This is a genomic window from Vibrio sp. 1F263, assembly GCF_041439035.1.
Taxonomy (GTDB): Bacteria; Pseudomonadota; Gammaproteobacteria; order Enterobacterales; family Vibrionaceae; genus Vibrio; species Vibrio tasmaniensis_A.
Window position 1 is genome coordinate 26148 of sequence record NZ_JBGONI010000023.1, and the last position, 26627, is coordinate 52774.

The window sequence follows — 26627 nt, forward strand, 5'->3', positions numbered from 1 at the left end:
GTGACTTGCCTAGGGGGAAGCAAATCACCCAAAGTTGATTAAGCGTTTTTAACTGGGTTATAGATGCGAGTCAGCATAAATGCTGTGGCAAATGCACTAGCTATAACGGTTAGGTAACCAATGACTGCCGAAAGTGATTGCGAATAAAGAAGAATACCTGGAATAAAGGTAATGCCCATACCGGTTGCACTGATGTTGAGTAAGTAAGTAACAAGCCCACCTACAGCACCGCCTACCATTCCAAAGACAAAGACTTTTCCATATTGTAAGTTCACACCGAACAGAAGTGGCTCTGTAATACCAAATAATGTGGAGATCGAAGCACTGTAGGCATTACCTTTTTTCAGTTTATCTTTGAGTAGAGTCGCGACGGCTATCGCAGCGCCAAATTGACCTGCCATTGAAGCTGTACCAAGAGGTTGCAGTGGGTTAACACCAGTTTCATTTAATAAGCCAATCTCAATGACACCAAGAGCATGGTGTAGACCGGTGATCACGATCATTTGCTGAACGGCACCATAAAGGATGTAACCAATACCAAGAGGTAGGTCGAGCGCCATACGTACTAGAGAAGTACAGCCGTGTTCAATGCTTTGTAGAATCGGACCAAAGCCAAACAAGATGACAAATACGGCAATCGTAATGGTTAAAAATGGAGTGAAGACTAGGTCCATACTTGCTGGAATGAAGCGGCGTAGATTACGCTCCAAGTAAGAGACAAACCAACCTGCGAATATTGCTGGAAGTACAGTGCCTTGGTAGCCCACTAATGGGAAGTTGATTCCCAATAAGTTGACCATCATCGGCTCGGCACCGCCAGAGGCTACCACCCAAGCATTAGGTAATTGTGGGGCGACCATCATCAAACCAACAACGATGGCAATAATAGCATTGCCACCGAATTTCTTTGCCGCAGAATAAGCGATTAAAACGGGTAAGAAGGCAAAGGCAGTGTCGGTTAGCATGCTAAATAGGGCAAGCGTTTCGGGTGAGAAACTCATGCCAGAATGCAGCATCATGCCACGTAAACCCATCAGTAAGCCGGTGGTCACTAGTGCTGGGATCAGTGGGATCAAAATATCGGCGAGAGTGCGAACCACTTTTTGACTTATGGTCATATCTGCGAAGGCATCTTGTTTAAAATCTGAGTTATCAAGCTCTCCGCCTAATGCGTGCTTTAATGAGTCATAAACGTGAGAGACTGTACCAGTGCCAATAATAAATTGGTGTTGACCTGATTGATAAAAGTAGCCGCTGATCTGTTTAATTTCTTTTGCTTTTTCAGAATCAACTTTTTCGTTGTCTTTTAGGATGAGGCGCAAGCGTGTGGCGCAGTGTTCTGCGTTGCGGATGTTCTCTATGCCCCCGATACTCTCGAGTATCTCGTTTACGGTAGCGTCATAATTCATTTTGTTCACCATTTTATTATATTGTAAGGTAGTTAAGTTTGATATCCATATCGGTATCTTCTTTTTGTAATATATTTAATCTGTGTTCTTCATTTTCAGGGAAAAACAAACAAGTAAATACATCTCGTCCATTGTTGAGGTATATCTCAATGATGCTTTGGTCACATATAAATTTGACATCCGTTATGTCATAATTTGTTCTGTGATGTCTGACGCTTCCAAATTCCCAATCTTCTGGATGGTGGTTATATTGGCTTCGATCTAAGTGAATATCTCTGTCTTTAATAGAGAATAACAATTTCTTATTTTTATTTTCGATGGATATTTTTATATTTCCATTGAACTCATTTACATCGAGTGAAAATGAAAGTTGCTCTAACTTAATGGGTATATTGGTTTTATTTATTTCCAATGGACGCTTATTAAAAGAGTCAGATTGCAAAATCTTCGGTTGTTGGTATAAGCGACGATTAAGAATTGATAGTGTTCTCGGCAATGTTAAACAGTTAACCCAGCCAAATTGGCGACTTGGTAGTTCTTCATCGGTCCCTGCCCATGCAATAAGAGTTTGCTCATCTGGGGTGTTCGCCATAGTTTGTGGGGCATAAAAATCAAACCCACGGTCCAATTCATCCCAGTGTTCAACTTCAAAGGTCAGTTTTTCGAAGTTGATGCTGCCTAAACAATAGATAACGTTGAATCGGTTATGGAATCGACTTCCGTTTGCCTTGCTACCTTGCGGTGAAAAAATTAAAACGTCATGGCCGTCAACGTTTAATAGATCAGGACATTCGAACATGTAACCGGTTAAGAATTCCCCTGAGAACTGAAGATCTAATTCTCCTTTGAATTCCCAACGGAGCAAATCATCCGATTGATATATGATGATTGCCCCTGATAGATCGGTTTCTCGCTGCGCACCAAGCAACATGTAATAGTGCTCATTGTGTTTAACGATTTTTGGATCTCGTACATGCCCGGTATACCCCTTGGGAACCGACTTAATCACTGGATTCGGGCTATACTTGGTGACGGCATTAGTGTTATCGAGTAATGCTAAACATTGGTTTGCATCTCGAGAGGAGCCTTTTTTAATGTTTCCTGTATAAAATAAATAAGCGTTATTATTTTCTACAAAAGCACTGCCGGAATACGCTCCGTGAGATTCGTAATTTTCTTTTGGTGTTATTTTAGAACCATGCCTCTTCCAATTTAATAGGTCATTAGAAGTTAAATGCATCCAATGCTTCATTCCATGATAGGTATCGAATGGAAACCATTGGTAAAATAAATGGTATTGATTATTGAAAAAACAAAAACCATTTGGATCATTTAATAAACCATGGGGAGGCGTAATATGAAATAAAGGTCTCATTTCTGATGAATTTTCTATTTCAGTAAACTTAGTTATTTCACTAGCCGTTGCTAAATTGATTGTTTTGTATTTTTGTTCTTGCACGATGGCTTACCTAATCATGTTGCTTGGTTTAAATCATAGGTAGGGTGACGATTTGATAAAATAGTGAGGACGAATTCTCCTGCAGTTCTGAGTGAATATTGGCTAAATCTGTAGTCGTTTGTGATGTAACATCAAGTCTTGTTACATGTTTTTGGTTAATGTATTGGGTTGGTAGATTGTTAAAGAGAATGAGTGAACATGACTATTAGGGATGTTGCTAAACGTGCGGGTGTATCAATCGCGACAGTATCAAGGGTGCTAAATGGTAGTGAGCGTGTCTCAGAGCAAGCAAAGCTGTCTGTGATGAGTGCGATGGAAGCTCTGAACTATCAGAAACCGCCTGCGAAGCGTAAAAAGCCAACTAAGCTGTTTGCTGTCATTGTGCGAAATATGTCGAATCCTTTCTTTACTCAGTTAGTGGATGTTCTTGAGGAAGAGGCCTACAAGCATGGCCGAAGTATACTGTTGTTTAATAGCCGGAATAATTTACAGTTAGAGAAGACGTTTCTTTCGGAGTGCATCAACCATAAGGTTGATGGTGTTTTTCTAATCCCTCGCTCGTTGAAAAAAGAACATCTAGAGCCATTAGGTGAGCTACCGTTTCCTGTCGTATTGTTGACAGCGACAGACCCTACTGTTGCGAGTATAGGAACTCATCACCAGCACGGGGGTGAGCAAGTTGCCTGTTATTTTGCTAAGCGAGGGTATCGTCGTATTGGCTTTATTGGAGCCAGTGATATTCAATCGGATCGTTTTATTGGTTTTCAAACAGAATTAAAGTCTCGCGATATCCTGTTGGATAAAAAACATGTGTTAGCTCCCTACACTACGGAGTCGTTGACAGAATATATCCAACACTTGATCGTCGATAATTCTTCGCCACTGGAAGCTGTATTTTGTTCCGATGATATATCGGCTAGTCATCTATTTAATGGGTTAAAATCAGTAGACAGTCAACTGCTTGAAAGGGTTGATATTGTAGGGTTTGATGACACATTTATTGCCCAGTCATTGGGCTTTTCAAGTGTTAAGCAACCAATACATCAAATTGCGCTGTTAGGTTTTGATATGATGATGGAGTTGATTCAAATCGGAGAGTCTTTTCCAAAAGCTATGTTGCTAGAACCGACAGTCGTTATCCGACATACACCTAAAGTTCCGTCTATTTCACGTAGCCCTGAAATTCTTCGTAATAACGTACAGCAACGCTAAGGATTCGCTCTCTTTCCTTAGCGTGTCTATTGGTGAATAGTGGTTAATTTACCTCTTCCGGTTCCGCTTCTTCTTGTAGCTCTAGCAGGTTAATGGCTATCGTAACGAAATCGCTGTCTGTAATGATGCCCACGAGTTCGTGGTTCTCTACGACAGGTAAACAGCCCACTTTGTGTTTCTGCATATAAACAGCAGACTCTTTTAGTCCTGCGCGCGGCTCTACAGACATAACACTCTTGTGCATGATGTCATTGAGTGGTGTTGCAAGAGTATAGGATTGAGCTTGTGGGATGTTTTGTAGGTTAGATTCTTGAGCGGCAAGAACGTCTCGCTGTGTGACGACGCCAAGTAGTTGTCTGTCGGCATCAACAACCGGAATATGGCGGATATCAAGCGCTTCCATCATGTGCTTTGCATCGGCCAGTGAGTGTGAGCGCAATAGGGTATGAGGGTTGCGAGTCATCATATCTTCAACCTTGATCATACGGACCTCCTTCTTTTTTATTTGTTGCTATTACTATAGTTTTTTATCCAAAAAATAACTGAGATCTAACGCATTTTTGGGTGAGTTTCATGCAACTAATTTTGTTTTTTTATGAGGGGGAATGGTCGTATTATTTTACGACTCTTTACAATAATCCAATGCTGTAAACCTTGCTATTGCGGCTCGTGTGCCTATACTAGCCCACTGCGAAATTTTTAGTCATGTTTACGATGTGTTTCTGGTAACGATTTACTTACCGAAACGATTGTTCGGCAACTTCGACTTATTATTCGTCAACGGCATAAATATCATCAACTAAGACAAGACTCGACACATGCAAGTTTCAGATTTTCACTTTGACCTACCAGATGAACTCATTGCTCGCTACCCTCAAGAGGAGCGCACAGCAAGCCGCCTACTTAAATTAGATGGCAATAATGGCAACCTAGCTGATGGTTCGTTTAAAGACGTTTTAGACTTGGTTGAGCCAGGTGATCTTGTTATTTTTAATAACACTCGCGTGATTCCTGCTCGTGTATTCGGTCGCAAGGCATCAGGCGGTAAGCTTGAAGTGTTGGTTGAACGTATGCTGGATGAGAAAAGCATTCTTGCGCATGTTCGTTGTTCTAAATCACCGAAACCGGGTACCAAATTGTTCCTTGGTGAGAACGATGAGTATGAAGCTGAAATGGTGGCACGTCATGATGCGTTATTTGAAATCCATTTCACATCCGATCAAAGCGTTTTAGAGATTCTTAACAGTGTTGGTCACATGCCACTGCCTCCTTACATCGATCGTCCAGATGAAGACGCCGATAAAGAGCGCTACCAAACTGTCTATAATGAAAAGCCGGGTGCAGTTGCTGCGCCAACAGCAGGCCTTCACTTTGATGACAAGCTAATGGCTGACATGAAAGAAAAAGGTGTTGAGTTTGCTTACGTGACGCTTCACGTTGGTGCTGGTACGTTCCAGCCAGTAAAAGTCGATAATATCAATGACCACCACATGCATGCTGAGTACGTTGAAGTACCGCAAGAAGTGGTGGATGCCGTAGCTGCTGCAAAAGCACGTGGCGGGCGTATTATTGCCGTTGGTACAACCTCTGTGCGTTCACTAGAAAGTGCGGCTCAAGATGCATTGAAAAATGGCACTGAGTTAGTTCCTTTCTTTGGTGACACAGAAATCTTCATCTTCCCTGGTTATGAATATCAGCTGGTGGATTGCTTGATTACCAACTTCCACTTACCAGAATCAACGCTGATTATGTTGGTGAGTGCATTTGCTGGCTACGACAATGTGATGGGCGCATACGATCACGCAGTGAAGAGCGAATACCGTTTCTTCAGCTACGGTGATGCGATGTTCATCAATAAGAAAACGAGCTAATTTTAGCTGGTTATAAACGATATAAGCAGAATTTACGGGTGCTAGCAGTAAGCTAGGAGTCGGGCAGGGTGTCTGTCTAATCTCTCGCAAGGAATACGCGACCGCTCCTCATAGAACCCACTAGACTGAACTTTTGTTTGGCCTAAGGTTCTGAATTAACAGTCAGATTGTTTCTCTGGCATATTGGAGGCTTCGTGAAATTAAAATACGAACTTAAAAAAACTAATAGCGGCGCACGTCGTGGTCAACTTCAGTTTGAACGCGGTACCGTTGAAACCCCAGCATTCATGCCTGTAGGTACTTACGGTACGGTTAAAGGCATGACACCTGAAGAAGTAAAAGACACAGGTGCTGAAATCCTATTAGGTAATACATTCCACCTATGGCTACGTCCTGGTCAAGAAATCATGAAACTGCACGGTGATTTGCACGATTTCATGAACTGGAAAGGTCCTATCTTGACTGATTCAGGTGGCTTCCAAGTATTCAGCCTAGGTGCAACGCGTAAAATCACTGAAGAGGGTGTTCATTTCCGTAACCCTGTAAACGGTGACAAGATTTTCATGGACGCTGAGAAGTCGATGGAAATCCAAAAGGATCTAGGTTCAGACATTGTAATGATCTTTGACGAATGTACGCCTTATCCTGCAACGCACAAAGAAGCTAAAGACTCAATGGAGATGTCTCTTCGTTGGGCTCAGCGTTCACGTGATCATTTTGATAAGCAAGAAAACCCGAACTCACTGTTCGGTATTGTACAAGGTGGCGTATACGAAGACCTTCGTGATGTATCCGTTAAAGGCCTAACAGAAATTGGCTTTGACGGTTACGCAGTAGGTGGTCTAGCAGTAGGTGAACCAAAAGAAGATATGCACCGCATTCTTGAGCACACATGTCCTCAACTGCCTGAAGATAAGCCTCGTTACCTAATGGGTGTAGGCAAACCTGAAGACTTGGTTGAAGGTGTTCGTCGCGGTATCGATATGTTTGACTGTGTTATGCCAACGCGAAATGCACGTAATGGTCACCTGTTTGTAACGGAAGGTGTGATCAAGATCCGTAATGCGAAGCATAAAACCGATACAACACCACTAGATTCAGATTGTGACTGTTACACTTGTAAGAACTACAGCAAGTCGTACTTACACCATTTGGATCGTTGTAACGAAATCCTAGGTGCTCGACTGAACACGATTCACAACCTGCGTTTCTACCAACGAGTAATGTCAGACATTCGTCAGTCTATCGATGAAGATCGCTTTGAAGAGTTCGTTGCAGAGTTCTACGCAAAAATGGGGCGTGAAGTGCCACCACTAGGTAAAGAATCTTAGTATTTCTTTTTTGCGAGCCCTATCTCTCTTCCGAGTGATGGGGCTTGAAAATAAAGGGATACGACCCAATTAGACAAACAATTACGAAAATATAATAGAGGATGTTTTAAATGTTTATTTCTCAAGCTCACGCAGCAGCAGAAGGTGCACCAGCAGGCGGCGGTTTCGAAATGCTTATCATGCTAGGTATGTTCGCTGTGATCTTCTACTTCATGATCTACCGTCCACAAGCTAAGCGTGTTAAAGAGCACAAGAGCCTTATGTCTTCTATGGGCAAAGGCGATGAAGTTCTTACAAGCGGCGGCCTAATCGGCAAGATCACTAAGATTGCTGAAGACAGCGACTACGTTGCTATCGAACTGAACGCAAACAACGAAGTCGTTATCAAGAAAGACTTCGTTACAGCAGTGCTACCAAAAGGTACTCTGAAATCACTATAAACAGCTAGAGGATCCTCGCTGTGCTAAACCGTTATCCGTTATGGAAGTATTTGATGGTGATGTTTGCCATCGCTATCGCTGCGTTGTACGCACTTCCAAATATATACGGTGAAGATCCGGCAGTTCAAGTTACAGGGGCGCGTGGCGCCTCTGTAGATCTGTCTACGCTGGATGCTGTCACCAATGCTCTTGAAGCAGAAAACCTTTCTACTAAATCCGTTGCTCTCGAAAACGGTTCCATTCTTGTTCGATTTAACGATACAGATACGCAAATCAGTGCCCGTGATATCATCACAGAAGCACTAGGTGATGACGTTATCGTAGCTTTAAACCTAGCGGCTTCAACTCCTGATTGGCTTGAATCTATTGGTGCTGCACCAATGAAACTGGGTCTTGATCTACGTGGTGGTGTTCACTTCTTAATGGAAGTGGATATGGACGCTGCGATGCAAAAACTGGTTGGCCAACAAGAAGAAGCGTTCCGCAGTGAACTTCGTGAAGAGAAAATCCGCTACCGTGCTATTCGCCCATCGGGTAAAGATGCGGTTGAAGTGATTCTGCGTAACGAAGAGCAGCTTGCTGAAGCGAAATCGCTACTGCAATCTAAGCACCAAGATATGACGTTCGTAGATTCAGAATCTAACGGTCGTTTCTCTTTGATTGCTAACTTCACTGAAACTCGTCTTCAAGAAATCCGCAATTATGCGGTAGAGCAAAACATTACTATTCTACGTAACCGTGTTAACGAACTTGGTGTTGCTGAGCCTTTGGTTCAACGTCAAGGTGCTAGCCGTATCGTAGTGGAATTGCCAGGTGTTCAAGACACGGCTCGTGCTAAAGAAATTTTAGGCGCAACCGCGACTCTTGAATTCCGTGAAGTGGACAGCAGTGCCGATTTGGCCGCTGCAGCTTCTGGCCGTGCTCCTGCTGGTAGTGAAATTAAGCAAGACCGTGATGGTCGTCCTGTAGTACTTAAGAAACGCGTTATCTTAGGCGGTTCTAGCATTACAGATGCAAGCTCAAGTGTTGATGAATATGGTCGCCCACAAGTTAACATCTCGCTAGACAGCGAAGGTGGTAGCAAGATGTCTACATTCTCTCGTCAAAATATCGGTAAGCTAATGGCAACCGTATTTGCAGAGTATAAAGACAGCGGTCGTAAAACACCTGAAGGCCGAGTGATCCTAAGTAAGCACGAAGAAGTGATTAACCAAGCGACGATTCAATCTGCGCTTGGCCGTAACTTCCGTATTACAGGTATCGACTCAACGGCTGAAGCTCATAATTTGGCACTTCTACTACGTGCAGGTGCATTGATTGCGCCTATCTCGATTGTAGAAGAACGTACGATTGGTCCATCTATGGGTCAACAAAACATCGATATGGGTATCATGGCGATGGTTTGGGGTATGGCTGCAGTAATGCTGTTTACACTGCTTTACTACCGTACTTTCGGTTTGATTGCGAACGTCGCTCTGATGGCTAACTTAGTGTTGATTATTGGTGTGATGTCGATGATTCCTGGCGCGACAATGACGCTACCAGGCATTGCCGGTATCGTATTGACGGTCGGTATGGCAGTCGATGCCAACGTTCTTATCTTTGAGCGTATACGTGAAGAACTTCGAGATGGACGTAGTCCACAACAAGCGATTCACCAAGGTTATGCAAACGCATTTAGTACAATCGCCGATGCCAACATCACCACACTACTAACAGCAATCATTCTATTTGCTGTCGGTACAGGTGCGATTAAAGGCTTTGCGGTAACGTTATCAATCGGTATCTTGACTTCAATGTTTACAGCTATTATCGGAACACGTTGTATCGTGAACCTGATGTATGGCGGCAAACGCGTTAAGAAACTGTCGATCTAAGGCTAGGAATTAATATGTTTCAGATTCTAAAAGCAGACAAAATGATCGACTTCATGCGTTGGTCAAAGGTTGCCTTTTTATTCTCAATCTTGATGATTGGTACTGCTATCTTCACCCTAACAACGAAATCGTTGAATTGGGGTCTAGATTTTACCGGCGGTACTCTGATTGAAGTGGGCTTTGAGGAGCCAGCAAACCTACCTGACATTCGAAGCGCACTAGAAGCTGAAGGCTTTGGTGATGCTACGGTTCAGAACTTTGGTTCTGCGCGTGAGGTAATGGTTCGTCTACGTCCACGTGATGGTGTTGCGGGCGAAACGCTTGGTAACCAAATCCTGTCTGCAATTAAAGATGGTACTGGTGAGCAAGTTGAGATGCGTCGTATCGAGTTCGTTGGTCCTAACGTAGGTGACGAATTAACAGAAGCTGGTGGCCTTGCTATCCTTGTTTCTCTTATCTGTATCTTGATCTACGTATCAGTGCGATTTGAATGGCGATTAGCTGCAGGTGCTGTATTAGCCCTAGCGCACGACGTTATCATCACACTAGGTGTGTTCTCTCTAATGCAAATTGAGGTCGACCTTACCATCGTAGCAGCCTTGCTAACGGTAGTCGGTTACTCCCTTAACGATACCATAGTGGTATTTGACCGTATTCGTGAGAACTTCCGTAAGATGCGTAAAGGCGAGGCACCTGAAGTGCTGAACAGCTCAATCACACAAACATTGAGCCGTACATTGATCACTTCTGGTACCACGTTATTCGTAGTTATCGCACTGTTCGTTCAGGGCGGCGCTATGATTCACGGCTTTGCGACTGCACTTCTACTGGGTATTACCGTTGGTACTTACTCTTCTATCTACGTTGCATCTGCACTAGCTATGAAGTTGGGTATTACGCGTGAACACCTAATGCCACCACAAGTGGATAAAGAAGGTGAAGAGTTTGACGAAATGCCTTAGGCCACGGCTTAACAACTTTCGCTAAACCAAAAAAACCGCTGGGCAACTAGCGGTTTTTTTATGTCTGTATATTGTGGGTTAGCTTTTGGAACCGACTGAACATTGTCGTATTTACCAATACCAATACCAAGTGCCAAAGTAGCTAAGTCACTATCTAGTGACGATCTAAATACAGCTTACAGAGCAGTGATTTGTGTTCACTGTAACTAACCGACATTTTGGTCGTATCTCGTATCTCGTATCTCGTATCGCGGATACAAAAAAGCCTCGCAATAGCGAGGCTTTGAAAATCTTCTGCTCTTAACTAGAGAGCATTAACGCAAGGTCTGAATTACTTCAGCATACCTTCGTTAGAGTTCTCACGAACGTGCTTAAGAATAGACTTAACACCACGTGCGCTTGAAGCAACAACATTACCAGACGTCATGTAATCAGTGCCGCCAGCAAAGTCAGTCATGATAGCACCAGCTTCACGAGCGATTAGATCGCCAGCTGCTAGATCCCATGGCTTAAGGCCTAGTTCTAGGTAACCGTCAACACGGCCAGCTGCTAGGTAACATAGGTCAAGAGCTGGAGAACCAGTACGACGGAAATCAGCACAATCAACGAATAGACCAGAGATGATCTTCATGAAAGATTCAGAGTGTTGTTTTTGCTTGAATGGGAAACCAGTCGCTAGAACAGTACCTTGAAGGTCTTTTAGTTGAGTAACACGCATACGAGCGTTGTTAAGTTGAGCGCCAGCGCCACGTTGAGCTGTGAATAGCTCGTTTAGCATTGGGTCATAAACACAAGCAACTTCTGTACGACCGTTCATGCGAACAGCGATAGATACAGAGAAGTGAGGGAAACCTTTTACAAAGTTGTTGGTGCCATCTAGTGGGTCAACGATCCATTGTACGTCAGAATCTTTACCTTCAGTTAGGCCTGACTCTTCAGAAATAATGCTGTGCTCTGGGTAAGATGATTTGATTGTCTCAATGATCATGTACTCAGCTTCTTGAGCAATGTTAGTAACGTAATCGTTGTTACCTTTTAGAGACGATTCGATCTTATCAGTTGTTTCTAGAGATTTAGCAATATGGTTGCCAGCTTTACGCGCAGCGCGTATCGCAATGTTTAGCATTGGATGCATATGGTTTTTCCCACAAGATGTTAAAGAACAGTTTAAAGCGGCGGCGAGTATACCAAAGTTTCCCCAAAAGGGAAGTGGTTATTTTTTGAACTCTTGATTTCACATTCCGAGAAGGGTCTGACCATTTTACTTAGCTATGTGTTAATATCTCGCGATTATTTTTAAAGTGGTGTCATATAGCATGTTAGACAATGTAAAAGTCGTTCTGGTTGGTACGTCTCATTCGGGAAATATCGGATCAGCAGCTCGCGCAATGAAAGTGATGGGTTTGAGTCAGTTAGTTCTTGTAGACCCTCAATGTGAAGTTGACGAGCAGACCTTAGCACTGGCTGCGGGTGCAGGTGACATCGCGGAAAACGCGACCATCGTTTCTACACTGGATGAAGCAGTAAAAGACTGTGGTTTGGTGGTTGGTTCGAGTGCACGCTCTCGTACGCTTGAATGGCCAATGCTTGAGCCGCGTGAATGTGGACAAAAATTTGCAGTTGAAGGTCAAAAGCACCCTGTAGCGTTAGTGTTCGGCCGTGAGCGTACTGGCTTAACCAATGATGAGCTTCAGAAGTGTCATTTCCATGTATGTATTCCTGCAAACCCAGAATACAGCTCACTAAACCTAGCAATGGCAGTACAGACTCTTAGCTATGAAGTGCGTGTAGCACACCTTGATATGGTGGCGAGCCAGTACCAGCCGCAGCAACAAGATGAGTACCCTCGTCACGAAGAACTAGAAATGTTCTATGAGCACCTTGAAAAAGTGATCATTGATACCCAATTTATCTCTAAGGATAAGCCGGGTCAGGTGATGAATAAGCTACGTCGTTTGTTCAGCCGAGCTCGTCCAGAGCTGCAAGAGATCAACACTCTACGCGGCATTTTGACTTCAATTGAGAAGAGTAAAAACGACAAATAAAGCCCATACAAACTCCAAGGGTGAATACCTGACTAAAATAGTCAACTAAATACTTGACCAATTTAGTCGGGTATGGGAAAATTCCAACCACATAAACAATGTGGATACGGTGTGATATGAAACTTACATCTAAAGGAAGATATGCGGTAACAGCTATGCTAGATGTAGCACTGCATTCGCAAAAAAGCCCAGTTCCTCTGGCTGATATTTCAGAGCGACAAGGCATCTCGTTATCTTACTTAGAACAACTTTTTTCTAAGTTACGTAAAGCTGGCTTGGTTGCTAGTGTTCGTGGTCCTGGCGGTGGTTACCGTTTAGGTGCTGAAGCGAGCGACATCGCTGTCGGAACTGTAATTGCTGCAGTTGACGAATCAGTCGATGCAACTAAGTGTCACGGTCGAGCAGATTGCCAAGGTGGTACTCGTTGTTTAACTCACACTTTATGGCGTGATTTAAGCTCCCGAATCAGCAGCTTCTTAAACGACATTACGCTCGGTGAGCTAATGAAAGATAACGAAGTTTTAGAGATTTCTGATCGTCAAGATATCGATCTTGCGGTTAATAATGGTTTTGCACATAAAAATACGAGCACTACAACGATTAGTGCAGCACCTCACGGTGTTAATGCCCGCTCTTAGCGGTCAGTTTTTACATTGGAGTAGAAAATGAAACTGCCTATTTACTTTGACTATTCAGCTACATGCCCAGTCGATCCACGTGTTGCTGAAAAAATGGTTCAGTGCATGACGATGGACGGTAACTTCGGTAACCCTGCATCTCGTTCACACCGTTACGGCTGGCAGGCAGAAGAATCAGTAGATAATGCTCGTGAGCAAATTGCCGATCTACTAAATGCAGACCCACGTGAGATTGTTTTCACGTCAGGTGCTACAGAGTCAGATAACCTTGCTATCAAAGGTGCTGCGCACTTTTACGAGAAGAAAGGTAAGCACGTAATCACGTGCAAAACAGAACACAAAGCGGTTCTTGACCCATGTCGCCAATTAGAGCGTGAAGGTTTTGAGGTAACTTACCTTGAGCCAGAAGCAAACGGCATCATTGATCTAGACAAGCTACAAGCTGCAATGCGTGAAGATACTGTTCTAGTTTCTATCATGCACGTAAACAACGAGATTGGTGTAATCCAAGATATCGGTGCAATCGGCGAATTATGTCGTGCACGCAAGATTATCTTCCACGTTGATGCGGCGCAGTCTGCGGGTAAAATCCCACTAGACGTAAAAGAGATGAAAGTTGATCTTATCTCTATGTCTGCACACAAAGCATACGGCCCTAAAGGCATCGGTGCTTTGTACGTTCGTCGTAAGCCACGTATTCGCCTTGAAGCGCAAATGCACGGTGGCGGTCATGAACGTGGTTTCCGTTCTGGTACGCTTGCTACTCACCAAATCGTGGGTATGGGCGAAGCGTTTGCTATCGCTAAGCAAGACATGCAGAAAGATTACGATCACGCACTAGCACTTCGTGAGCGCCTATTGAAAGGTGTTCAAGATCTAGAAGCAGTAACCGTAAACGGCGACTTAGACCAACGTGTACCACACAACCTAAACGTGAGCTTTGCTTTCGTTGAAGGTGAATCTCTGCTTATGTCTTTAAAAGACCTAGCGGTATCATCAGGTTCTGCATGTACATCAGCAAGCCTAGAGCCTTCATACGTTCTACGTGCTCTTGGTCTGAACGATGAACTGGCACACAGCTCAGTACGTTTCTCATTCGGCCGTTTCACAACGGAAGAAGAAATCGACTACGCGATTGCACAAATCCGTGTAGCGGTAAACAAATTACGCGACATGTCTCCTCTATGGGATATGTATAAAGAAGGGATTGATTTGAACACTGTTGAGTGGGCTCATCACTAATCTCACGGAAATAGAGGATTCGAGGTAACTATCATGGCATATAGCGAAAAAGTAATTGATCACTACGAAAACCCACGTAATGTAGGTTCGTTTGATAAAGAAGACCCAAGTGTAGGTAGCGGCATGGTTGGCGCACCGGCTTGTGGTGATGTAATGAAACTGCAAATCAAAGTATCTGCAGAAGGTATTATTGAAGACGCAAAATTCAAGACTTACGGTTGCGGTAGCGCAATCGCTTCTAGCTCACTAGTAACTGAGTGGGTTAAAGGTAAAAGTATTGATGAAGCAGCTGCTATTAAAAACTCTGAAATCGCAGAAGAGCTTGAGTTGCCACCAGTGAAAGTTCACTGTTCAATTCTTGCTGAAGATGCAATCAAAGCAGCTGTTGCGGATTACAAAAAGAAGCACTAATCGCTTCAATACCGTAATTACGTCGACAAAAAAGTAATATTTGGGAGCATCCTTTGTGCTCCCCCTGAGTTCTCAATTTATATAAAACACAAGGTTGTAGTATGGCCATCACCATGACAGATACGGCAGCAAGCCGAGTTCAAGCTTTCCTAGATAACCGTGGTAAAGGTCTCGGGTTACGCTTAGCAGTAAAAACTACTGGCTGTTCGGGTATGGCGTATGTACTGGAATTCGTTGACGAGCTTAACGAAGAAGACGAAGTGTTTGAGCATTCAGGTGTTAAGGTCATCATTGATCCAAAGAGCCTAGTATACCTTGATGGTACTGAGCTTGATTATGTAAAAGAAGGCCTAAACGAAGGTTTTGAATTCAACAACCCGAACGCGAAAGGCGAATGTGGTTGTGGTGAGAGCTTCAATGTTTAAACGCTTGTATCGTTAAGCGTTGTAAGCGAAGAATAAAATTAGGCTCTGAACAAAGAGCCTAAACTTAGGACCACCTTTACATGAATCATTTCGAATTATTTGGGCTACCACTTCAGTTTCAACTGGATGGTAGCCTTCTTTCTTCTCAGTTTAGAGATCTGCAACGCCAATTCCATCCTGATAAATTCGCGATAGCTTCTGAGCGTGATCGCTTATTAGCCGTGCAAAAAGCGGCACAAATCAATGATGCGTACCAGGTATTGAAGAATCCAATCAGCCGAGCAGAATATCTGCTGGTTCAACACGGCGAAGACATTCGTGGTGAACAACAAACCATGCAAGATCCGATGTTCCTGATGGAGCAGATGGAATTGCGTGAAGAGCTAGAAGACATCGCAGACAGTTCTGATCCCGAAGATGCGCTATTTGCATTTGAAGGCAAGGTTAGCAAAATGTATAAACAACAATTAAGCGCTATCCAACAAGAACTCGAAAGCGAAGCTTGGCTTGAAGCTGCAGACCGAGTAAGAAAGCTTAAGTTTATTGCAAAATTAAAGAATGAAATCGAATTAGTTGAAGATCGTTTGATCGGCTAGTTTGTATAACAAGGACACCTCCATGGCACTACTTCAGATTGCAGAACCAGGGCAAAGCGCCGCTCCTCACCAGCATAAGCTTGCTGTGGGTATTGATTTAGGTACAACAAACTCGTTGGTTGCTGCAGTACGCAGTGGCGAGGCGAGTACACTCGTTGATCAACAAGGTCGAAGCATTTTACCTTCAGTTGTTCACTACCAATCGGAATCTTATACGACTGGTAATGAAGCGCGTGCAAATGCACAAACTGATCCTAAAAATACCATTATCTCAGTTAAGCGATTAATCGGTCGTTCACTGTCAGATATTCAACAGCGATACCCGTCTCTGCCATATCAGTTTGAAGAAAGTGATAATGGTTTGCCTGTGATTCGCACAGAGCAAGGCAACAAGAACCCAATTCAAGTATCAGCAGACATTCTGCGAGCGCTAGGTCAACGTGCCGAGTCAACACTAGGTGGCGAGCTATCTGGTGCAGTGATTACGGTTCCTGCGTACTTTGATGATGCGCAGCGTGCTGGTACGAAAGACGCGGCTCAACTTGCTGGTCTTCACGTGTTACGTCTTCTTAATGAACCGACTGCGGCAGCGATTGCTTACGGTCTGGATTCAGGTAAAGAAGGGGTGATTGCGGTTTATGATCTTGGCGGTGGCACGTTTGATATCTCTATCTTACGCCTGTCTAAAGGTGTTTTTGAAGTATTAGCAACGGGTGGCGACTCTGCATTAGGCGGAGACGACTTTGACCACTTGATCGCAGAGCACTTCCAAGAGCAAATGGGCTTATCAGAGCTAACCGCAGAACAGAATCGTATTCTTCTAGATGCAGCAACAGAAGCGAAGATTGGCTTATCTGAAGCTGAAAGCGTTAATGTTGAAGTGTTGGGTTGGGCTGGTTCATTAACTCGTGAAGAGTTTGAAGAGATCATCAAGCCACTGGTTAAGAAAACACTGCTTTCGTGCCGTCGTGCATTGAAAGATGCTGAAGTTGACGCGGATGATGTTCTAGAAGTCGTGATGGTCGGCGGTTCAACTCGTACATTGCTTGTCCGTGAAATGGTGGGTGACTTTTTTGGTCGTACGCCATTAACCAGCATTAACCCAGATGAAGTGGTTGCGATTGGTGCTTCTATCCAAGCGGATATCTTAGTCGGTAACAAGCCTGACTCTGAAATGCTGCTGCTTGATGTTATTCCTCTTTCCCTAGGTATCGAAACGATGGGTGGCTTGGTCGAAAAGATCATTCCACGCAATACCACTATCCCTGTTGCTCGCGCACAAGAATTTACCACGTTCAAAGACGGTCAAACTGCAATGACAGTGCACACCGTGCAAGGCGAACGTGAGATGGTTGATGACTGTCGTTCATTGGCTCGTTTTGCTCTAAAAGGCATTCCACCAATGGCGGCTGGTGCGGCGCATATTCGTGTGACTTACCAAGTAGACGCTGATGGCCTGCTATCGGTTACTGCTATGGAGAAGAGCACAGGTGTTCAAGCTGAAATTCAGGTTAAACCGTCTTACGGCTTAAGCGATAATGAAGTGGCGAGCATGCTGAAAGATTCGATGACGTTTGCTAAAGAAGACATGCAAGCGCGTGCTCTAGCTGAGCAACGTGTAGAAGCAGATCGTGTTATCGAAGGCCTTATTGCAGCAATGCAAGCTGATGGCGATGAGCTGCTTGATGAGCAAGAAAAGCAGCACCTTCTACAAGCTATTGAAGCACTGATTGAAGTGCGCAATGGCGAAAGCGCTGATGCCATCGAACTAGAAATTAAGAATACCGACAAAGCGAGCCAAGACTTTGCTTCTCGTCGTATGGATAAATCAATTCGAGCTGCACTGTCAGGTCAGTCAGTCGATAATATTTAATAGTTAGAGAATAGATAAACATGCCAAAGATTATTGTTTTACCTCACGAAGATCTATGTCCAGAAGGCGCTGTTTTAGAAGCAAAAACTGGTGAGACGGTTCTTGATGTTGCATTGAAGGCCGGTATTGGTATTGAACACGCATGTGAGAAGTCGTGTGCATGTACTACATGTCACGTCGTGATTCGTGAAGGTTTCGACTCTTTAGAAGAGAGTGATGACCTAGAAGACGACATGCTAGATAAAGCATGGGGTTTAGAGATGGAATCTCGCCTTGGTTGCCAAGCTAAAGTAGCTGATTCGGATCTTGTTGTAGAGATTCCAAAGTACACGTTGAACTTAGCTTCTGAAGAGCATTAAGAAATAAGCTCGACTAAAACTGTTAGTAAAGCTGGCATAGAATATAAGTCACTAAGATGACAAATCGTCGCTGATAAAGATAAGGAAATGTTATGAGTTTGAAATGGATTGATTCGCGAGATATTGCGATTGAACTATGTGATTTATACCCAGATACCGATCCTAAAACAGTACGCTTCACGGACTTGCATCAATGGGTGCTAGATCTTGAAGATTTTGATGATGAGCCGAATCACTCGAATGAGAAAATTCTAGAGGCCATTATATTGTGCTGGATGGATGAGATGGATTAATCCTCTTGTCTAATCACTTGGTCGCGGGTTGGTTCAGTCCAATGTAAAACGCAGCCAAGTTAACAATTCTTACTAAAAAAAGCGGACCTTATGGTCCGTTTTTTTATCAAAATGACATTTTCCTCCTACATAATGCTAACATCAGTGCGCTAATAAAAAACAATCAGAATCACATACTCAAAGTGGTTCATGACAAGGAGAAATCATGTCTACACAGATGTCAGTATTTTTAAGTCAAGAAGCTGCCCAGCCTCAGTGGGGAGCAAGAGCTATTTTATCGTTCTCAGAAGCGGGAGCGACAATTCACATTGGTGAAGGCCACGATCTAGGCGCGGTTCAACGTGCGGGTCGTACGCTTGACGGACAAGGTATCGCATTGGTTGCACTTAGCGGTAAAGGCTGGGATCTAGAAAGTGTTTGGGCTTTTTACCAAGGCTACCGTGGACCAAAGAAAAAGAATGCATTGGAGTGGGATACTCTAGCTGAAGCTGATCAGGTTGAATTGGAAGCACGTATCCGCGCGACAGATTGGACGCGTGACATCATCAACAAAACGGCTGAAGAAGTTGCCCCTCGTCAATTAGCGACAATGGCAGCTGAATACATCAAGTCAGTGGCACCAGCAGGCACTGTTAAAGCGAAAATCGTTAAAGACAAAGATCTCCTAACTGAAGGTTGGGAAGGCATCTATGCGGTAGGCCGCGGCTCTGAACGTACTTCTGCAATGCTTCAACTGGACTTCAACCCAACCGGCGATGAAAACGCACCCGTGTTTGCTTGTCTTGTGGGTAAAGGTATCACTTTCGACTCAGGCGGTTACAGCATTAAGCCAGGTCAATTCATGACAGCAATGAAGGCTGACATGGGTGGCGCAGCGACTATTACCGGTGGTTTAGGTCTAGCGATTGAACGTGGCCTGAGCAAGCGCATTAAGCTTATCTTATGTTGTGCTGAGAATATGATCTCTGGTCGTGCATTGAAGCTTGGCGACATCATTACTTACAAAAATGGTAAGACTGTCGAGATCATGAATACCGATGCGGAAGGTCGTTTAGTTTTAGCTGATGGCCTGATGTTCGCAAGCGCTCAGAATCCAGAGTTGATCATCGACTGTGCAACGCTAACCGGCGCGGCTAAAAATGCATTAGGTAACGACTACCACGCATTATTGAGCTTTGATGATGAGTTGTCTCATCAAGCACTAACGGCTGCGAACCAAGAGAAAGAAGGTCTATGGCCATTGCCGCTTGCTGATTTCCACCGTGGTATGTTGCCTTCAAACTTTGCTGATCTTTCAAACATTAGCTCTGGTGATTACACTCCGGGTGCAAGTACAGCTGCCGCGTTCCTTTCTTACTTTGTAGATGACTACAAAAAAGGTTGGATTCACATGGATTGCGCGGGTACTTACCGCAAGTCATCAAGTGATAAGTGGGCTGCAGGCGCGACTGGTATGGGTGTTCGTACACTGGCTCGTCTTCTTATCGACCAAGCAAAATAATAATAAGAGTGAGTGGTATTTCGATACCGCTTATTCATAAACTCAGATCGAATGATCTTAGTAATTTCAGTATTTAATAACAAAAAAATGAAGTGAAGGAATCCCTATGGCTCTAGAAAGAACGTTCTCAATTGTTAAGCCGGATGCAGTTAAGCGTAACCTTGTCGGTGAAATCTACCACCGCATAGAAAAGGCAGGCCTAGAAATTATTGCTGCTAAAATGGTTCGTCTTACTGAAGAACAAGCAAGTGGCTTCTACGCAGAACACGAAGGCAAAGAATTCTTTCCGGCTCTTAAAGAGTTTATGACTTCTGGTCCTATCATGGTTCAAGTACTTGAAGGCGAAAACGCGATTGCTCGTTACCGTGAATTGATGGGCAAAACAAACCCAGGAGAAGCAGCATGCGGCACTATCCGTGCTGACTACGCTATCAGCATGCGTTACAACTCAGTACACGGCAGCGATAGCCCTGAATCTGCGGCTCGCGAAATCGAATTCTTCTTCCCAGAATCTGAAATTTGCCCGCGTCCAGCTGAATAAGCAGACAACAGCAAGTCTCAATAAAGGCTTCACTTCGGTGAAGCCTTTTTCGTTTCTGGTGAGCTCTAGTGTTTTTTCGGTAGTGACGAGGGAAGCTGTTGGGAGTCTCAGTGTGCTGTCGGAGATTCCAGATACCTCGTTCCTCGGTTCTGGAATGACGAACAAGTCGCGTTAGTTGTAAGGCTGCGAAGATAACGAGCAGCGTTAGTAGGGCGCGAGTATTAGGTGGTTAAAGCCCGTCATTCCCGAAAGCGACGGAGGAGCGTAATCGGGAATCTCTCTTTGAATTGGCCAAACTTAAGCAGGTAAATTTGACTGTGTAAATTTTAATCACTTAAGTTTGAATGTCTTAGTAAACACAAGGTTTTACAGTGCTTGTTGAAGTTGCGTAAAGGCTGTACAATTCGCGCCCTTAATTATTGTTCCGTCATTGAGAGGCATCATGACCACAGCTAAAGTCAATCTACTCGATTTTGATCGTAAAGGTCTTCGTAAATTTTTCACAGAAGAACTGAATGAGAAAGCGTTTCGAGCAGAGCAAGTGATGAAGTGGATTTATCACTTCGGTGTCGATGACTTCGAACAAATGAACAACATCAACAAAAAGTTACGTGAGAAACTGCTGCATCGCTGTGAGATTGTTGCACCTATCGTTTCTGAAGCTCAGCACTCTGCGGATGGCACCATTAAATGGGCGATGAGCGTTGGTGACCAAGACGTTGAGACTGTATACATCCCAGATGGTGATCGTGCGACGCTATGTGTATCTTCGCAAGTAGGTTGTGCGCTTGAATGTAAATTCTGCTCTACGGCTCAACAAGGCTTCAACCGTAACCTGAAAGTTTCAGAGATCGTTGGTCAAATCTGGCGTGCTGCACGTGAAATCGGTTTAGAGAAAGAAACGGGTCGTCGTCCAATTACTAACGTCGTAATGATGGGTATGGGTGAACCTCTATTGAACATGAAGAACCTAATTCCATCATTGGAGCTGATGCTTGATGATCTAGGTTTCTCACTGTCTAAGCGTCGTGTAACAGTATCAACATCTGGTGTTGTTTCTGGTCTTGATCAGATGACAGACAACATCGATGTCGCTCTGGCGATTTCTCTACACGCACCAAACGATGCACTACGTAGCCAAATCATGCCAATCAACGATCGTTGGGATATCCAAGACTTCCTAGCATCGGTTCGTCGCTACATTGCTTCTTCAAATGCTAACCGCGGCAAAGTAACGGTTGAGTACGTTCTGTTGGATCATGTGAATGATGATATGGGCCATGCTCGTGAACTTGCTGAGCTAATGAAAGATACGCCTTGTAAGATCAACTTGATTCCATTTAACCCTTATCCGGGGTCGCCTTATAAGAAGCCAAGCAACTCTCGTATTGATCGCTTCCAAAAAACGCTGATGGAATACAATTACACAGTAACGGTTCGTAAGACTCGTGGTGATGATATTGATGCCGCATGTGGTCAGCTGGTTGGTGATGTTATTGATAGAACCAAGCGTACTAAAATGCTGAAAGCCGCCTCTGAAGCTAACTTGATCGCAGGTGATGTGATTCAAGTAAAAGCGGTTTAAATACCATTTAGATCTAAACAAGCCAGAAGGATTCCTTCTGGCTTGTTGCTTTTCTGGAAGGTGAATTTCCAATAATTGGATTTTTTCCCCATGCTTTCTTACATTTTTCGTCAAATTTTGGACAAAACCATGAGCTGACGGTAAATTTTGTTTAAAGTGTTTTTGCCTTGCAATGGCATTAGCTTATGATTAACTCATCTTAAATTAATTTAAGTGCTCGCTTGTTACCCGATAATCGTCAATGTGTCTATTTAGGTTGGCTACTTGATAAACTAGCTTCCTGAGAAGGTCATCCATAGTCAATGGGTGATGTTCGTCTTTAAGGGTTGATGATTTAGATAACAGGAAAAATTCCACATAAAGTGGGTTGTTAGATTGAGCTTAAACGACAATAAAAATGCTCTCATCAACCTGCGATAATACTTTAGAAGTTCACTCTCTATGAACACAGAACACGAAACACAAACAAAAGAAACTGTCGCTCCAGAAATCGAAGCGGGAACGCTGCTTAAAAATAAACGAGAATCTCTTGGTTTAACACAAAAGCAGATTTCTGATCGTTTAAAGCTGCGCGTTACGCTGATCCAACAAATTGAAGAAAACCAATTCGAGTCAGATCAAGTTGCCACCTTTATGCGTGGCTACATTCGTTCATACGCGAAATACGTCAATCTTGACGAAAAGGTCGTATTGAGCGCACTCCATCATGCTGGTGACGCTCAACATCAAGAACAAGAAATGTTGAGCTTTTCTCGTAAGACTAAAACCGAGAAGCACAACAGCCGTATTATGATCCTTACTTGGAGCATTTTTGCGGTAATTGCGGGTATCTCCTCACTGTGGTGGTGGCAGAACCAACAACAAGACACCCTATCTCAATCTTTAGCTAATACTGAAAGCTCAGAAGAGCTAGCTGTAGAAGAATCACTTGCCCCTGAATTCACCTCTTTAGAAGTGATTGAAGCTGAACAAAATGAAGAGGGTACTTCTGTAGTTGAAGATACTGATGACCTTGCTGCGATAAGTGATGCGGAAGATTCTGTTACTTCAACTGACGAAACTACTGCACAGCAAGCAACAGAGACAGAACCAACTGCTGAAGTTGCTGCTAATGCAGAAGCTGTTGAAGCAAGCACTGCGCCTGAAGCTGTGATTAACGAGTTAGTGATGCAGTTCTCTGCTGATTGCTGGATCCAAGTGAAAGATGCTTCGGGCAAAACCTTGTCGACTGGCATCAAAAAAGCAGGTCAGTCGTTAAATCTATCAGGAACTGCGCCATATAAAGTGATTCTAGGTGCGCCAGAGGGCGTATCGATGACATTTGCAAGTGAACCTGTCGACCTTTCTGGGTATACTTCAGGCAAAGTAGCTAGAATAACCTTACCTTAGAGTTAATATGCAACACGAATCTCCTATTATTCGTCGCAAATCAACCCGTATTTATGTGGGTGATGTGCCGATCGGTGATGGTGCACCAATTGCTGTGCAATCCATGACCAACACAAGAACAACAGATGTAGCCGCGACCGTTGCTCAAATTAGAGCTCTGGAAAAAGTTGGCGCTGATATCGTTCGCGTATCTGTACCGACTATGGATGCAGCTGAAGCCTTTAAGCTAATCAAGCAGCAGGTCTCTGTTCCTTTGGTTGCTGATATTCACTTCGACTACCGTATCGCACTTAAAGTGGCTGAATACGGCGTTGACTGTCTGCGTATCAACCCAGGTAACATCGGTAACGAAAGCCGCATTCGCTCTGTTGTGGATTGTGCTCGTGATATGAATATCCCGATTCGTATTGGTGTTAACGGCGGTTCTCTTGAAAAAGAGATCCAAGAGAAATACACAGAGCCTACAGCAGAAGCGCTTGTTGAATCTGCAATGCGTCACGTCGACATCCTAGACCGTTTGAACTTTGATCAATTTAAAGTCAGCGTTAAGGCATCTGATGTATTCCTAGCCGTCGGTTCTTACCGTTTGCTTGCTAAGCAGATTGATCAACCTCTTCATCTTGGCATTACCGAAGCGGGTGGTGCTCGTGCTGGTTCTGTGAAGTCAGCGGTAGGTTTAGGCATGCTTCTCTCTGAAGGTATCGGCGATACGCTGCGTATTTCGCTCGCGGCTGATCCTGTTGAAGAGATCAAAGTTGGCTTTGATATTCTTAAATCTTTGCGCATTCGCTCGCGTGGCATCAACTTCATTGCGTGCCCGAGCTGTTCTCGTCAAGAGTTCGATGTTATTAACACCGTTAATGCCCTTGAAGAGCGCCTAGAAGACGTGATTACTCCAATGGATGTATCTATCATCGGTTGTGTGGTTAACGGCCCTGGTGAAGCTGAAGTGTCTCACTTAGGCCTAGCTGGTAGTGCACGTAAGAGTGCTTTCTACGAAGACGGTAAGCGTCAGAAAGAGCGCTTCGACAACGATGATCTTGTCGACAAACTTGAAGCTAAGATTCGTGCAAAAGCATCAGTACTTGATAAAGCAAATCGCATTGATGTAGAAAACTTAGAAGATTAATACAACGCGATGGGGTGTGATTGTCTATTCGCACTGATACCTGGTCGTGAGAAATTACGGAATAAATACTGTGGCTAAAAATATCCAAGCAATTCGAGGCATGAACGACTGCCTTCCAACTCAATCACCACTGTGGCAGAAAGTAGAAAGCGCAGTTAAAAGTGTGGTGAGCGCATACGGTTACAACGAAGTACGTATGCCTATCGTTGAAGAGACGAACCTATTTAGCCGTGCGGTTGGTGAAGAGACTGATGTTGTTTCTAAAGAGATGTACACCTTTGATGACCGCAATGGTGACAGCCTAACGCTGCGTCCAGAAGGCACAGCAGGTTGTGTACGTTCATGTATTCAAAACAGCCTTATCAACCGTGATGAGCAGCGCCTATGGTACATGGGTCCAATGTTCCGTCACGAGCGTCCTCAAAAAGGTCGTTACCGTCAATTCCACCAATGTGGTGTTGAAGTGTTTGGCCTAGACGGTCCAGACGTTGACGCAGAACTTATCATGATGACAGCACGTCTATGGCGTGAACTAGGCATCGATAAGCACGTTCGCCTCGAGTTGAACTCAATCGGTTCTCAAGAAGATCGCGTAAGCTATCGTACAGCGTTAGTGGCTTTCCTTGAGCAACACATTGATGTGCTAGATGAAGACTGCAAACGTCGCATGCACACTAACCCTCTACGTGTACTTGATACTAAGAACCCGGATGTTCAAGCTATCTTAGGTGACGCACCTCGACTATCTGAATATCTAGGTGAAGAATCGAAGCAACATTTTGCTGGTTTGTGTGAACTTCTTGACGCTGTTGGTATCGAATACCAAGTTAATGAGCGTCTAGTGCGCGGCCTAGATTACTACAACCGCACCGTATTTGAGTGGATCACTGACAGCCTTGGTGCCCAAGGTACAGTGTGTGGCGGTGGCCGTTACGATGGTCTTGTTGAACAACTAGGCGGCAAAGCAACCAATGCTGTTGGCTTCGCAATGGGTCTAGAGCGTCTAGTCCTTATGATGGAAACGCTAGAGCTTACAGAAGTTCGCCGTAGTGTTGACGTATACATGGTTGCTGCTGGCGAAGGTACAATGATCGCGGGCATGCAGTTAGCGAATCAATTACGCGACACCGTTGAAGGCGTACGTGTGATGAACCATTTCGGTGGTGGTAACTTCAAGAAGCAATTCAAACGTGCTGACAAAGTAGGTGCTGTTGTGGCGTTGGTACTTGGTGAGAACGAAGTTGCTGACAATACAGTTGTGCTAAAAGATTTGGTTGGCGGCGAGCAACAAACCGTGTCTCAAACGGAAGTTGCAGAAAAAGTTGCTGCGTTAATCTAAGCCATTGAGCAAACGCTCATCATGAATATCAACGTCAGCACTATGCTGGCGTTTAAAGAATTAAAGAGGACAGGAAGTGGAACTTTACGATAGCGAAGAGCAACAAGTTGAAGCCATTAAAGATTGGTGGAAAGAGAATGGCAAAGCCGTAATCTTTGGTGCGGTTATTGGTTTAGGTGGCCTATTTGGTTGGCGCTATTACCAAGATTCAGTCGTTGAAGCGCGTGAAGCCGCTTCAGAAAGCTACACCTCTGCAATCTCAGCTCTAGATGCTAAAGGCGTTGATGCTCAATCTGATATTCAAGCTTTCATCGACGCAAACAAAGACGCTGAATATTCAGTACTTGCTGCTATGCAATTAGCAAAAGCGCAAGTTCAAGCGGGTGACCTTACTGCTGCACTAGAACAACTTGAGTGGGCAAAATCGGCAACTAAGGACGCGGCATTAGCGCCACTACTGACTTACCGTGTTGCTCGTATCAAAGCTGAGCAAGGTGAATTTGACGCAGCATTGACTGATCTTGAAGCGATGACTGACGAATCTTGGAAAGGCCGTGTTGCTGAACTACGTGGTGATATCTCACTTCGTAAAGGCGACACAGATGCAGCTTACAGTGCATACTCTGAAGCTCAACAAGCTGCTGATGCGAGCCAAACGCTTCAAATCAAACTTGACGACCTAGCTAAATAAGGCGCTTTG

Annotated in this window: 26 protein-coding genes; 22 read left to right on the plus strand and 4 right to left on the minus strand. The window is 44.1% G+C overall.

Annotated elements, in window-relative coordinates:
* Window positions 1-38: 38 nt before the first annotated feature.
* The gene (locus ACED25_RS14940; RefSeq protein ID WP_371695561.1) at window positions 39-1409 is read right to left on the minus strand and encodes a PTS transporter subunit EIIC; all 1371 of its coding nucleotides are present in this window, start codon (window positions 1407-1409) and stop codon (window positions 39-41) included.
* 16 nt (window positions 1410-1425) lie between these two features.
* Window positions 1426-2868 carry a glycoside hydrolase family 32 protein gene (locus tag ACED25_RS14945; RefSeq protein WP_371695563.1) on the minus strand — a complete coding sequence of 481 codons (1443 nt, stop codon included), beginning with the start codon at window positions 2866-2868 and terminating at the stop codon, window positions 1426-1428.
* A 198-nt stretch (window positions 2869-3066) separates the two neighbouring features.
* Here ACED25_RS14945 and ACED25_RS14950 point away from each other — a divergent pair, with 198 nt between their 5' ends.
* Entirely contained in the window at window positions 3067-4080 is a 1014-nt protein-coding gene (locus tag ACED25_RS14950; protein WP_371695564.1) for a LacI family DNA-binding transcriptional regulator, read from the plus strand.
* Window positions 4081-4123: 43 nt separating this feature from the next.
* Here ACED25_RS14950 and ACED25_RS14955 read toward each other — a convergent pair whose 3' ends face one another.
* Window positions 4124-4564, minus strand: a complete 441-nt coding sequence (locus tag ACED25_RS14955) for a CBS domain-containing protein (protein WP_371695566.1) — start codon at window positions 4562-4564, stop codon at window positions 4124-4126.
* Between the two features lie 334 nt (window positions 4565-4898).
* On the opposite strand from ACED25_RS14955, the gene queA reads away from it, so the two are divergent.
* The 5 genes from queA to secF all read left to right on the plus strand — a co-directional run bounded on the left by queA (window position 4899) and on the right by secF (window position 10561).
* Complete coding sequence (gene queA / locus ACED25_RS14960; RefSeq protein WP_371695567.1) at window positions 4899-5951, plus strand: tRNA preQ1(34) S-adenosylmethionine ribosyltransferase-isomerase QueA; 1053 nt, start codon at window positions 4899-4901, stop codon at window positions 5949-5951.
* Between the two features lie 194 nt (window positions 5952-6145).
* On the plus strand, window positions 6146-7282 hold the full coding sequence (tgt, locus tag ACED25_RS14965) for a tRNA guanosine(34) transglycosylase Tgt (RefSeq protein ID WP_371695568.1): 1137 nt from the start codon (window positions 6146-6148) through the stop codon (window positions 7280-7282).
* Between the two features lie 110 nt (window positions 7283-7392).
* Window positions 7393-7722, plus strand: coding sequence for a preprotein translocase subunit YajC (yajC, locus tag ACED25_RS14970; RefSeq protein WP_009848281.1), 330 nt, complete (start codon window positions 7393-7395; stop codon window positions 7720-7722).
* A 20-nt stretch (window positions 7723-7742) separates the two neighbouring features.
* Window positions 7743-9599, plus strand: a complete 1857-nt coding sequence (secD, locus tag ACED25_RS14975) for a protein translocase subunit SecD (RefSeq protein ID WP_009848282.1) — start codon at window positions 7743-7745, stop codon at window positions 9597-9599.
* 14 nt (window positions 9600-9613) lie between these two features.
* Window positions 9614-10561, plus strand: a complete 948-nt coding sequence (gene secF, locus ACED25_RS14980) for a protein translocase subunit SecF (protein WP_012603308.1) — start codon at window positions 9614-9616, stop codon at window positions 10559-10561.
* Between the two features lie 331 nt (window positions 10562-10892).
* On the opposite strand, the gene suhB is transcribed toward secF, so the two are convergent.
* Window positions 10893-11696 carry an inositol-1-monophosphatase gene (gene suhB, locus ACED25_RS14985; RefSeq protein ID WP_009848284.1) on the minus strand — a complete coding sequence of 268 codons (804 nt, stop codon included), beginning with the start codon at window positions 11694-11696 and terminating at the stop codon, window positions 10893-10895.
* A 181-nt stretch (window positions 11697-11877) separates the two neighbouring features.
* On the opposite strand from suhB, the gene trmJ reads away from it, so the two are divergent.
* The 16 genes from trmJ (at window position 11878) to ACED25_RS15065 (ending at window position 26618) form a co-directional block, all read left to right on the plus strand.
* On the plus strand, window positions 11878-12606 hold the full coding sequence (gene trmJ, locus ACED25_RS14990; protein ID WP_004735091.1) for a tRNA (cytosine(32)/uridine(32)-2'-O)-methyltransferase TrmJ: 729 nt from the start codon (window positions 11878-11880) through the stop codon (window positions 12604-12606).
* A gap of 116 nt (window positions 12607-12722) precedes the next feature.
* Window positions 12723-13244, plus strand: coding sequence for a Fe-S cluster assembly transcriptional regulator IscR (iscR, locus tag ACED25_RS14995; protein ID WP_012603310.1), 522 nt, complete (start codon window positions 12723-12725; stop codon window positions 13242-13244).
* 27 nt (window positions 13245-13271) lie between these two features.
* On the plus strand, window positions 13272-14486 hold the full coding sequence (locus tag ACED25_RS15000; RefSeq protein ID WP_009848287.1) for an IscS subfamily cysteine desulfurase: 1215 nt from the start codon (window positions 13272-13274) through the stop codon (window positions 14484-14486).
* A 33-nt stretch (window positions 14487-14519) separates the two neighbouring features.
* Window positions 14520-14897 (plus strand): Fe-S cluster assembly scaffold IscU, encoded by a 378-nt coding sequence (gene iscU, locus ACED25_RS15005; protein WP_004735094.1) that lies wholly within the window; start codon window positions 14520-14522, stop codon window positions 14895-14897.
* Window positions 14898-14998: 101 nt separating this feature from the next.
* Entirely contained in the window at window positions 14999-15322 is a 324-nt protein-coding gene (iscA, locus tag ACED25_RS15010; RefSeq protein WP_004735095.1) for an iron-sulfur cluster assembly protein IscA, read from the plus strand.
* Between the two features lie 80 nt (window positions 15323-15402).
* A complete protein-coding gene (gene hscB / locus ACED25_RS15015) occupies window positions 15403-15918 on the plus strand; it encodes a co-chaperone HscB (RefSeq protein WP_009848288.1) in 516 nt (171 codons plus the stop codon).
* A gap of 22 nt (window positions 15919-15940) precedes the next feature.
* Window positions 15941-17791: a Fe-S protein assembly chaperone HscA gene (gene hscA, locus ACED25_RS15020; protein ID WP_371695569.1), complete on the plus strand. Its 1851-nt coding sequence runs from the start codon at window positions 15941-15943 to the stop codon at window positions 17789-17791.
* A 20-nt stretch (window positions 17792-17811) separates the two neighbouring features.
* Window positions 17812-18150, plus strand: a complete 339-nt coding sequence (gene fdx, locus ACED25_RS15025) for an ISC system 2Fe-2S type ferredoxin (RefSeq protein ID WP_017098073.1) — start codon at window positions 17812-17814, stop codon at window positions 18148-18150.
* Between the two features lie 92 nt (window positions 18151-18242).
* Window positions 18243-18443 carry a Fe-S cluster assembly protein IscX gene (iscX, locus tag ACED25_RS15030; protein ID WP_004735099.1) on the plus strand — a complete coding sequence of 67 codons (201 nt, stop codon included), beginning with the start codon at window positions 18243-18245 and terminating at the stop codon, window positions 18441-18443.
* Window positions 18444-18648: 205 nt separating this feature from the next.
* A complete protein-coding gene (pepB, locus tag ACED25_RS15035) occupies window positions 18649-19944 on the plus strand; it encodes an aminopeptidase PepB (RefSeq protein ID WP_371695570.1) in 1296 nt (431 codons plus the stop codon).
* A 106-nt stretch (window positions 19945-20050) separates the two neighbouring features.
* Window positions 20051-20485, plus strand: a complete 435-nt coding sequence (gene ndk / locus ACED25_RS15040) for a nucleoside-diphosphate kinase (RefSeq protein ID WP_371695571.1) — start codon at window positions 20051-20053, stop codon at window positions 20483-20485.
* A gap of 442 nt (window positions 20486-20927) precedes the next feature.
* Window positions 20928-22070: a bifunctional tRNA (adenosine(37)-C2)-methyltransferase TrmG/ribosomal RNA large subunit methyltransferase RlmN gene (locus tag ACED25_RS15045; protein WP_371695572.1), complete on the plus strand. Its 1143-nt coding sequence runs from the start codon at window positions 20928-20930 to the stop codon at window positions 22068-22070.
* Between the two features lie 441 nt (window positions 22071-22511).
* The gene (rodZ, locus tag ACED25_RS15050; protein WP_371695573.1) at window positions 22512-23459 is read left to right on the plus strand and encodes a cytoskeleton protein RodZ; all 948 of its coding nucleotides are present in this window, start codon (window positions 22512-22514) and stop codon (window positions 23457-23459) included.
* Between the two features lie 7 nt (window positions 23460-23466).
* Window positions 23467-24588: a flavodoxin-dependent (E)-4-hydroxy-3-methylbut-2-enyl-diphosphate synthase gene (gene ispG / locus ACED25_RS15055; protein ID WP_009848294.1), complete on the plus strand. Its 1122-nt coding sequence runs from the start codon at window positions 23467-23469 to the stop codon at window positions 24586-24588.
* Window positions 24589-24658: 70 nt separating this feature from the next.
* Window positions 24659-25927 (plus strand): histidine--tRNA ligase, encoded by a 1269-nt coding sequence (hisS, locus tag ACED25_RS15060; protein ID WP_012603314.1) that lies wholly within the window; start codon window positions 24659-24661, stop codon window positions 25925-25927.
* Window positions 25928-26003: 76 nt separating this feature from the next.
* On the plus strand, window positions 26004-26618 hold the full coding sequence (locus ACED25_RS15065) for a YfgM family protein (protein WP_065678454.1): 615 nt from the start codon (window positions 26004-26006) through the stop codon (window positions 26616-26618).
* Window positions 26619-26627: the final 9 nt, after the last annotated feature.

Excerpts from the sequence above, each read along its gene's own strand:
- ACED25_RS14940 (WP_371695561.1), bottom strand. The coding sequence starts at position 1,409 with ATGAATTATGACGCTACCGTAAACGAGATACTCGAGAGTATCGGGGGC.
- ACED25_RS14950 (WP_371695564.1), top strand. The coding sequence starts at position 3,067 with ATGACTATTAGGGATGTTGCTAAACGTGCGGGTGTATCAATCGCGACA.
- ACED25_RS14955 (WP_371695566.1), bottom strand. The coding sequence starts at position 4,564 with ATGATCAAGGTTGAAGATATGATGACTCGCAACCCTCATACCCTATTG.
- queA (WP_371695567.1), top strand. The coding sequence starts at position 4,899 with ATGCAAGTTTCAGATTTTCACTTTGACCTACCAGATGAACTCATTGCT.
- yajC (WP_009848281.1), top strand. The coding sequence starts at position 7,393 with ATGTTTATTTCTCAAGCTCACGCAGCAGCAGAAGGTGCACCAGCAGGC.
- secF (WP_012603308.1), top strand. The coding sequence starts at position 9,614 with ATGTTTCAGATTCTAAAAGCAGACAAAATGATCGACTTCATGCGTTGG.
- suhB (WP_009848284.1), bottom strand. The coding sequence starts at position 11,696 with ATGCATCCAATGCTAAACATTGCGATACGCGCTGCGCGTAAAGCTGGC.
- trmJ (WP_004735091.1), top strand. The coding sequence starts at position 11,878 with ATGTTAGACAATGTAAAAGTCGTTCTGGTTGGTACGTCTCATTCGGGA.
- iscR (WP_012603310.1), top strand. The coding sequence starts at position 12,723 with ATGAAACTTACATCTAAAGGAAGATATGCGGTAACAGCTATGCTAGAT.
- ACED25_RS15000 (WP_009848287.1), top strand. The coding sequence starts at position 13,272 with ATGAAACTGCCTATTTACTTTGACTATTCAGCTACATGCCCAGTCGAT.
- iscU (WP_004735094.1), top strand. The coding sequence starts at position 14,520 with ATGGCATATAGCGAAAAAGTAATTGATCACTACGAAAACCCACGTAAT.
- iscA (WP_004735095.1), top strand. The coding sequence starts at position 14,999 with ATGGCCATCACCATGACAGATACGGCAGCAAGCCGAGTTCAAGCTTTC.
- hscB (WP_009848288.1), top strand. The coding sequence starts at position 15,403 with ATGAATCATTTCGAATTATTTGGGCTACCACTTCAGTTTCAACTGGAT.
- hscA (WP_371695569.1), top strand. The coding sequence starts at position 15,941 with ATGGCACTACTTCAGATTGCAGAACCAGGGCAAAGCGCCGCTCCTCAC.
- fdx (WP_017098073.1), top strand. The coding sequence starts at position 17,812 with ATGCCAAAGATTATTGTTTTACCTCACGAAGATCTATGTCCAGAAGGC.
- iscX (WP_004735099.1), top strand. The coding sequence starts at position 18,243 with ATGAGTTTGAAATGGATTGATTCGCGAGATATTGCGATTGAACTATGT.
- pepB (WP_371695570.1), top strand. The coding sequence starts at position 18,649 with ATGTCTACACAGATGTCAGTATTTTTAAGTCAAGAAGCTGCCCAGCCT.
- ndk (WP_371695571.1), top strand. The coding sequence starts at position 20,051 with ATGGCTCTAGAAAGAACGTTCTCAATTGTTAAGCCGGATGCAGTTAAG.
- ACED25_RS15045 (WP_371695572.1), top strand. The coding sequence starts at position 20,928 with ATGACCACAGCTAAAGTCAATCTACTCGATTTTGATCGTAAAGGTCTT.
- rodZ (WP_371695573.1), top strand. The coding sequence starts at position 22,512 with ATGAACACAGAACACGAAACACAAACAAAAGAAACTGTCGCTCCAGAA.
- ispG (WP_009848294.1), top strand. The coding sequence starts at position 23,467 with ATGCAACACGAATCTCCTATTATTCGTCGCAAATCAACCCGTATTTAT.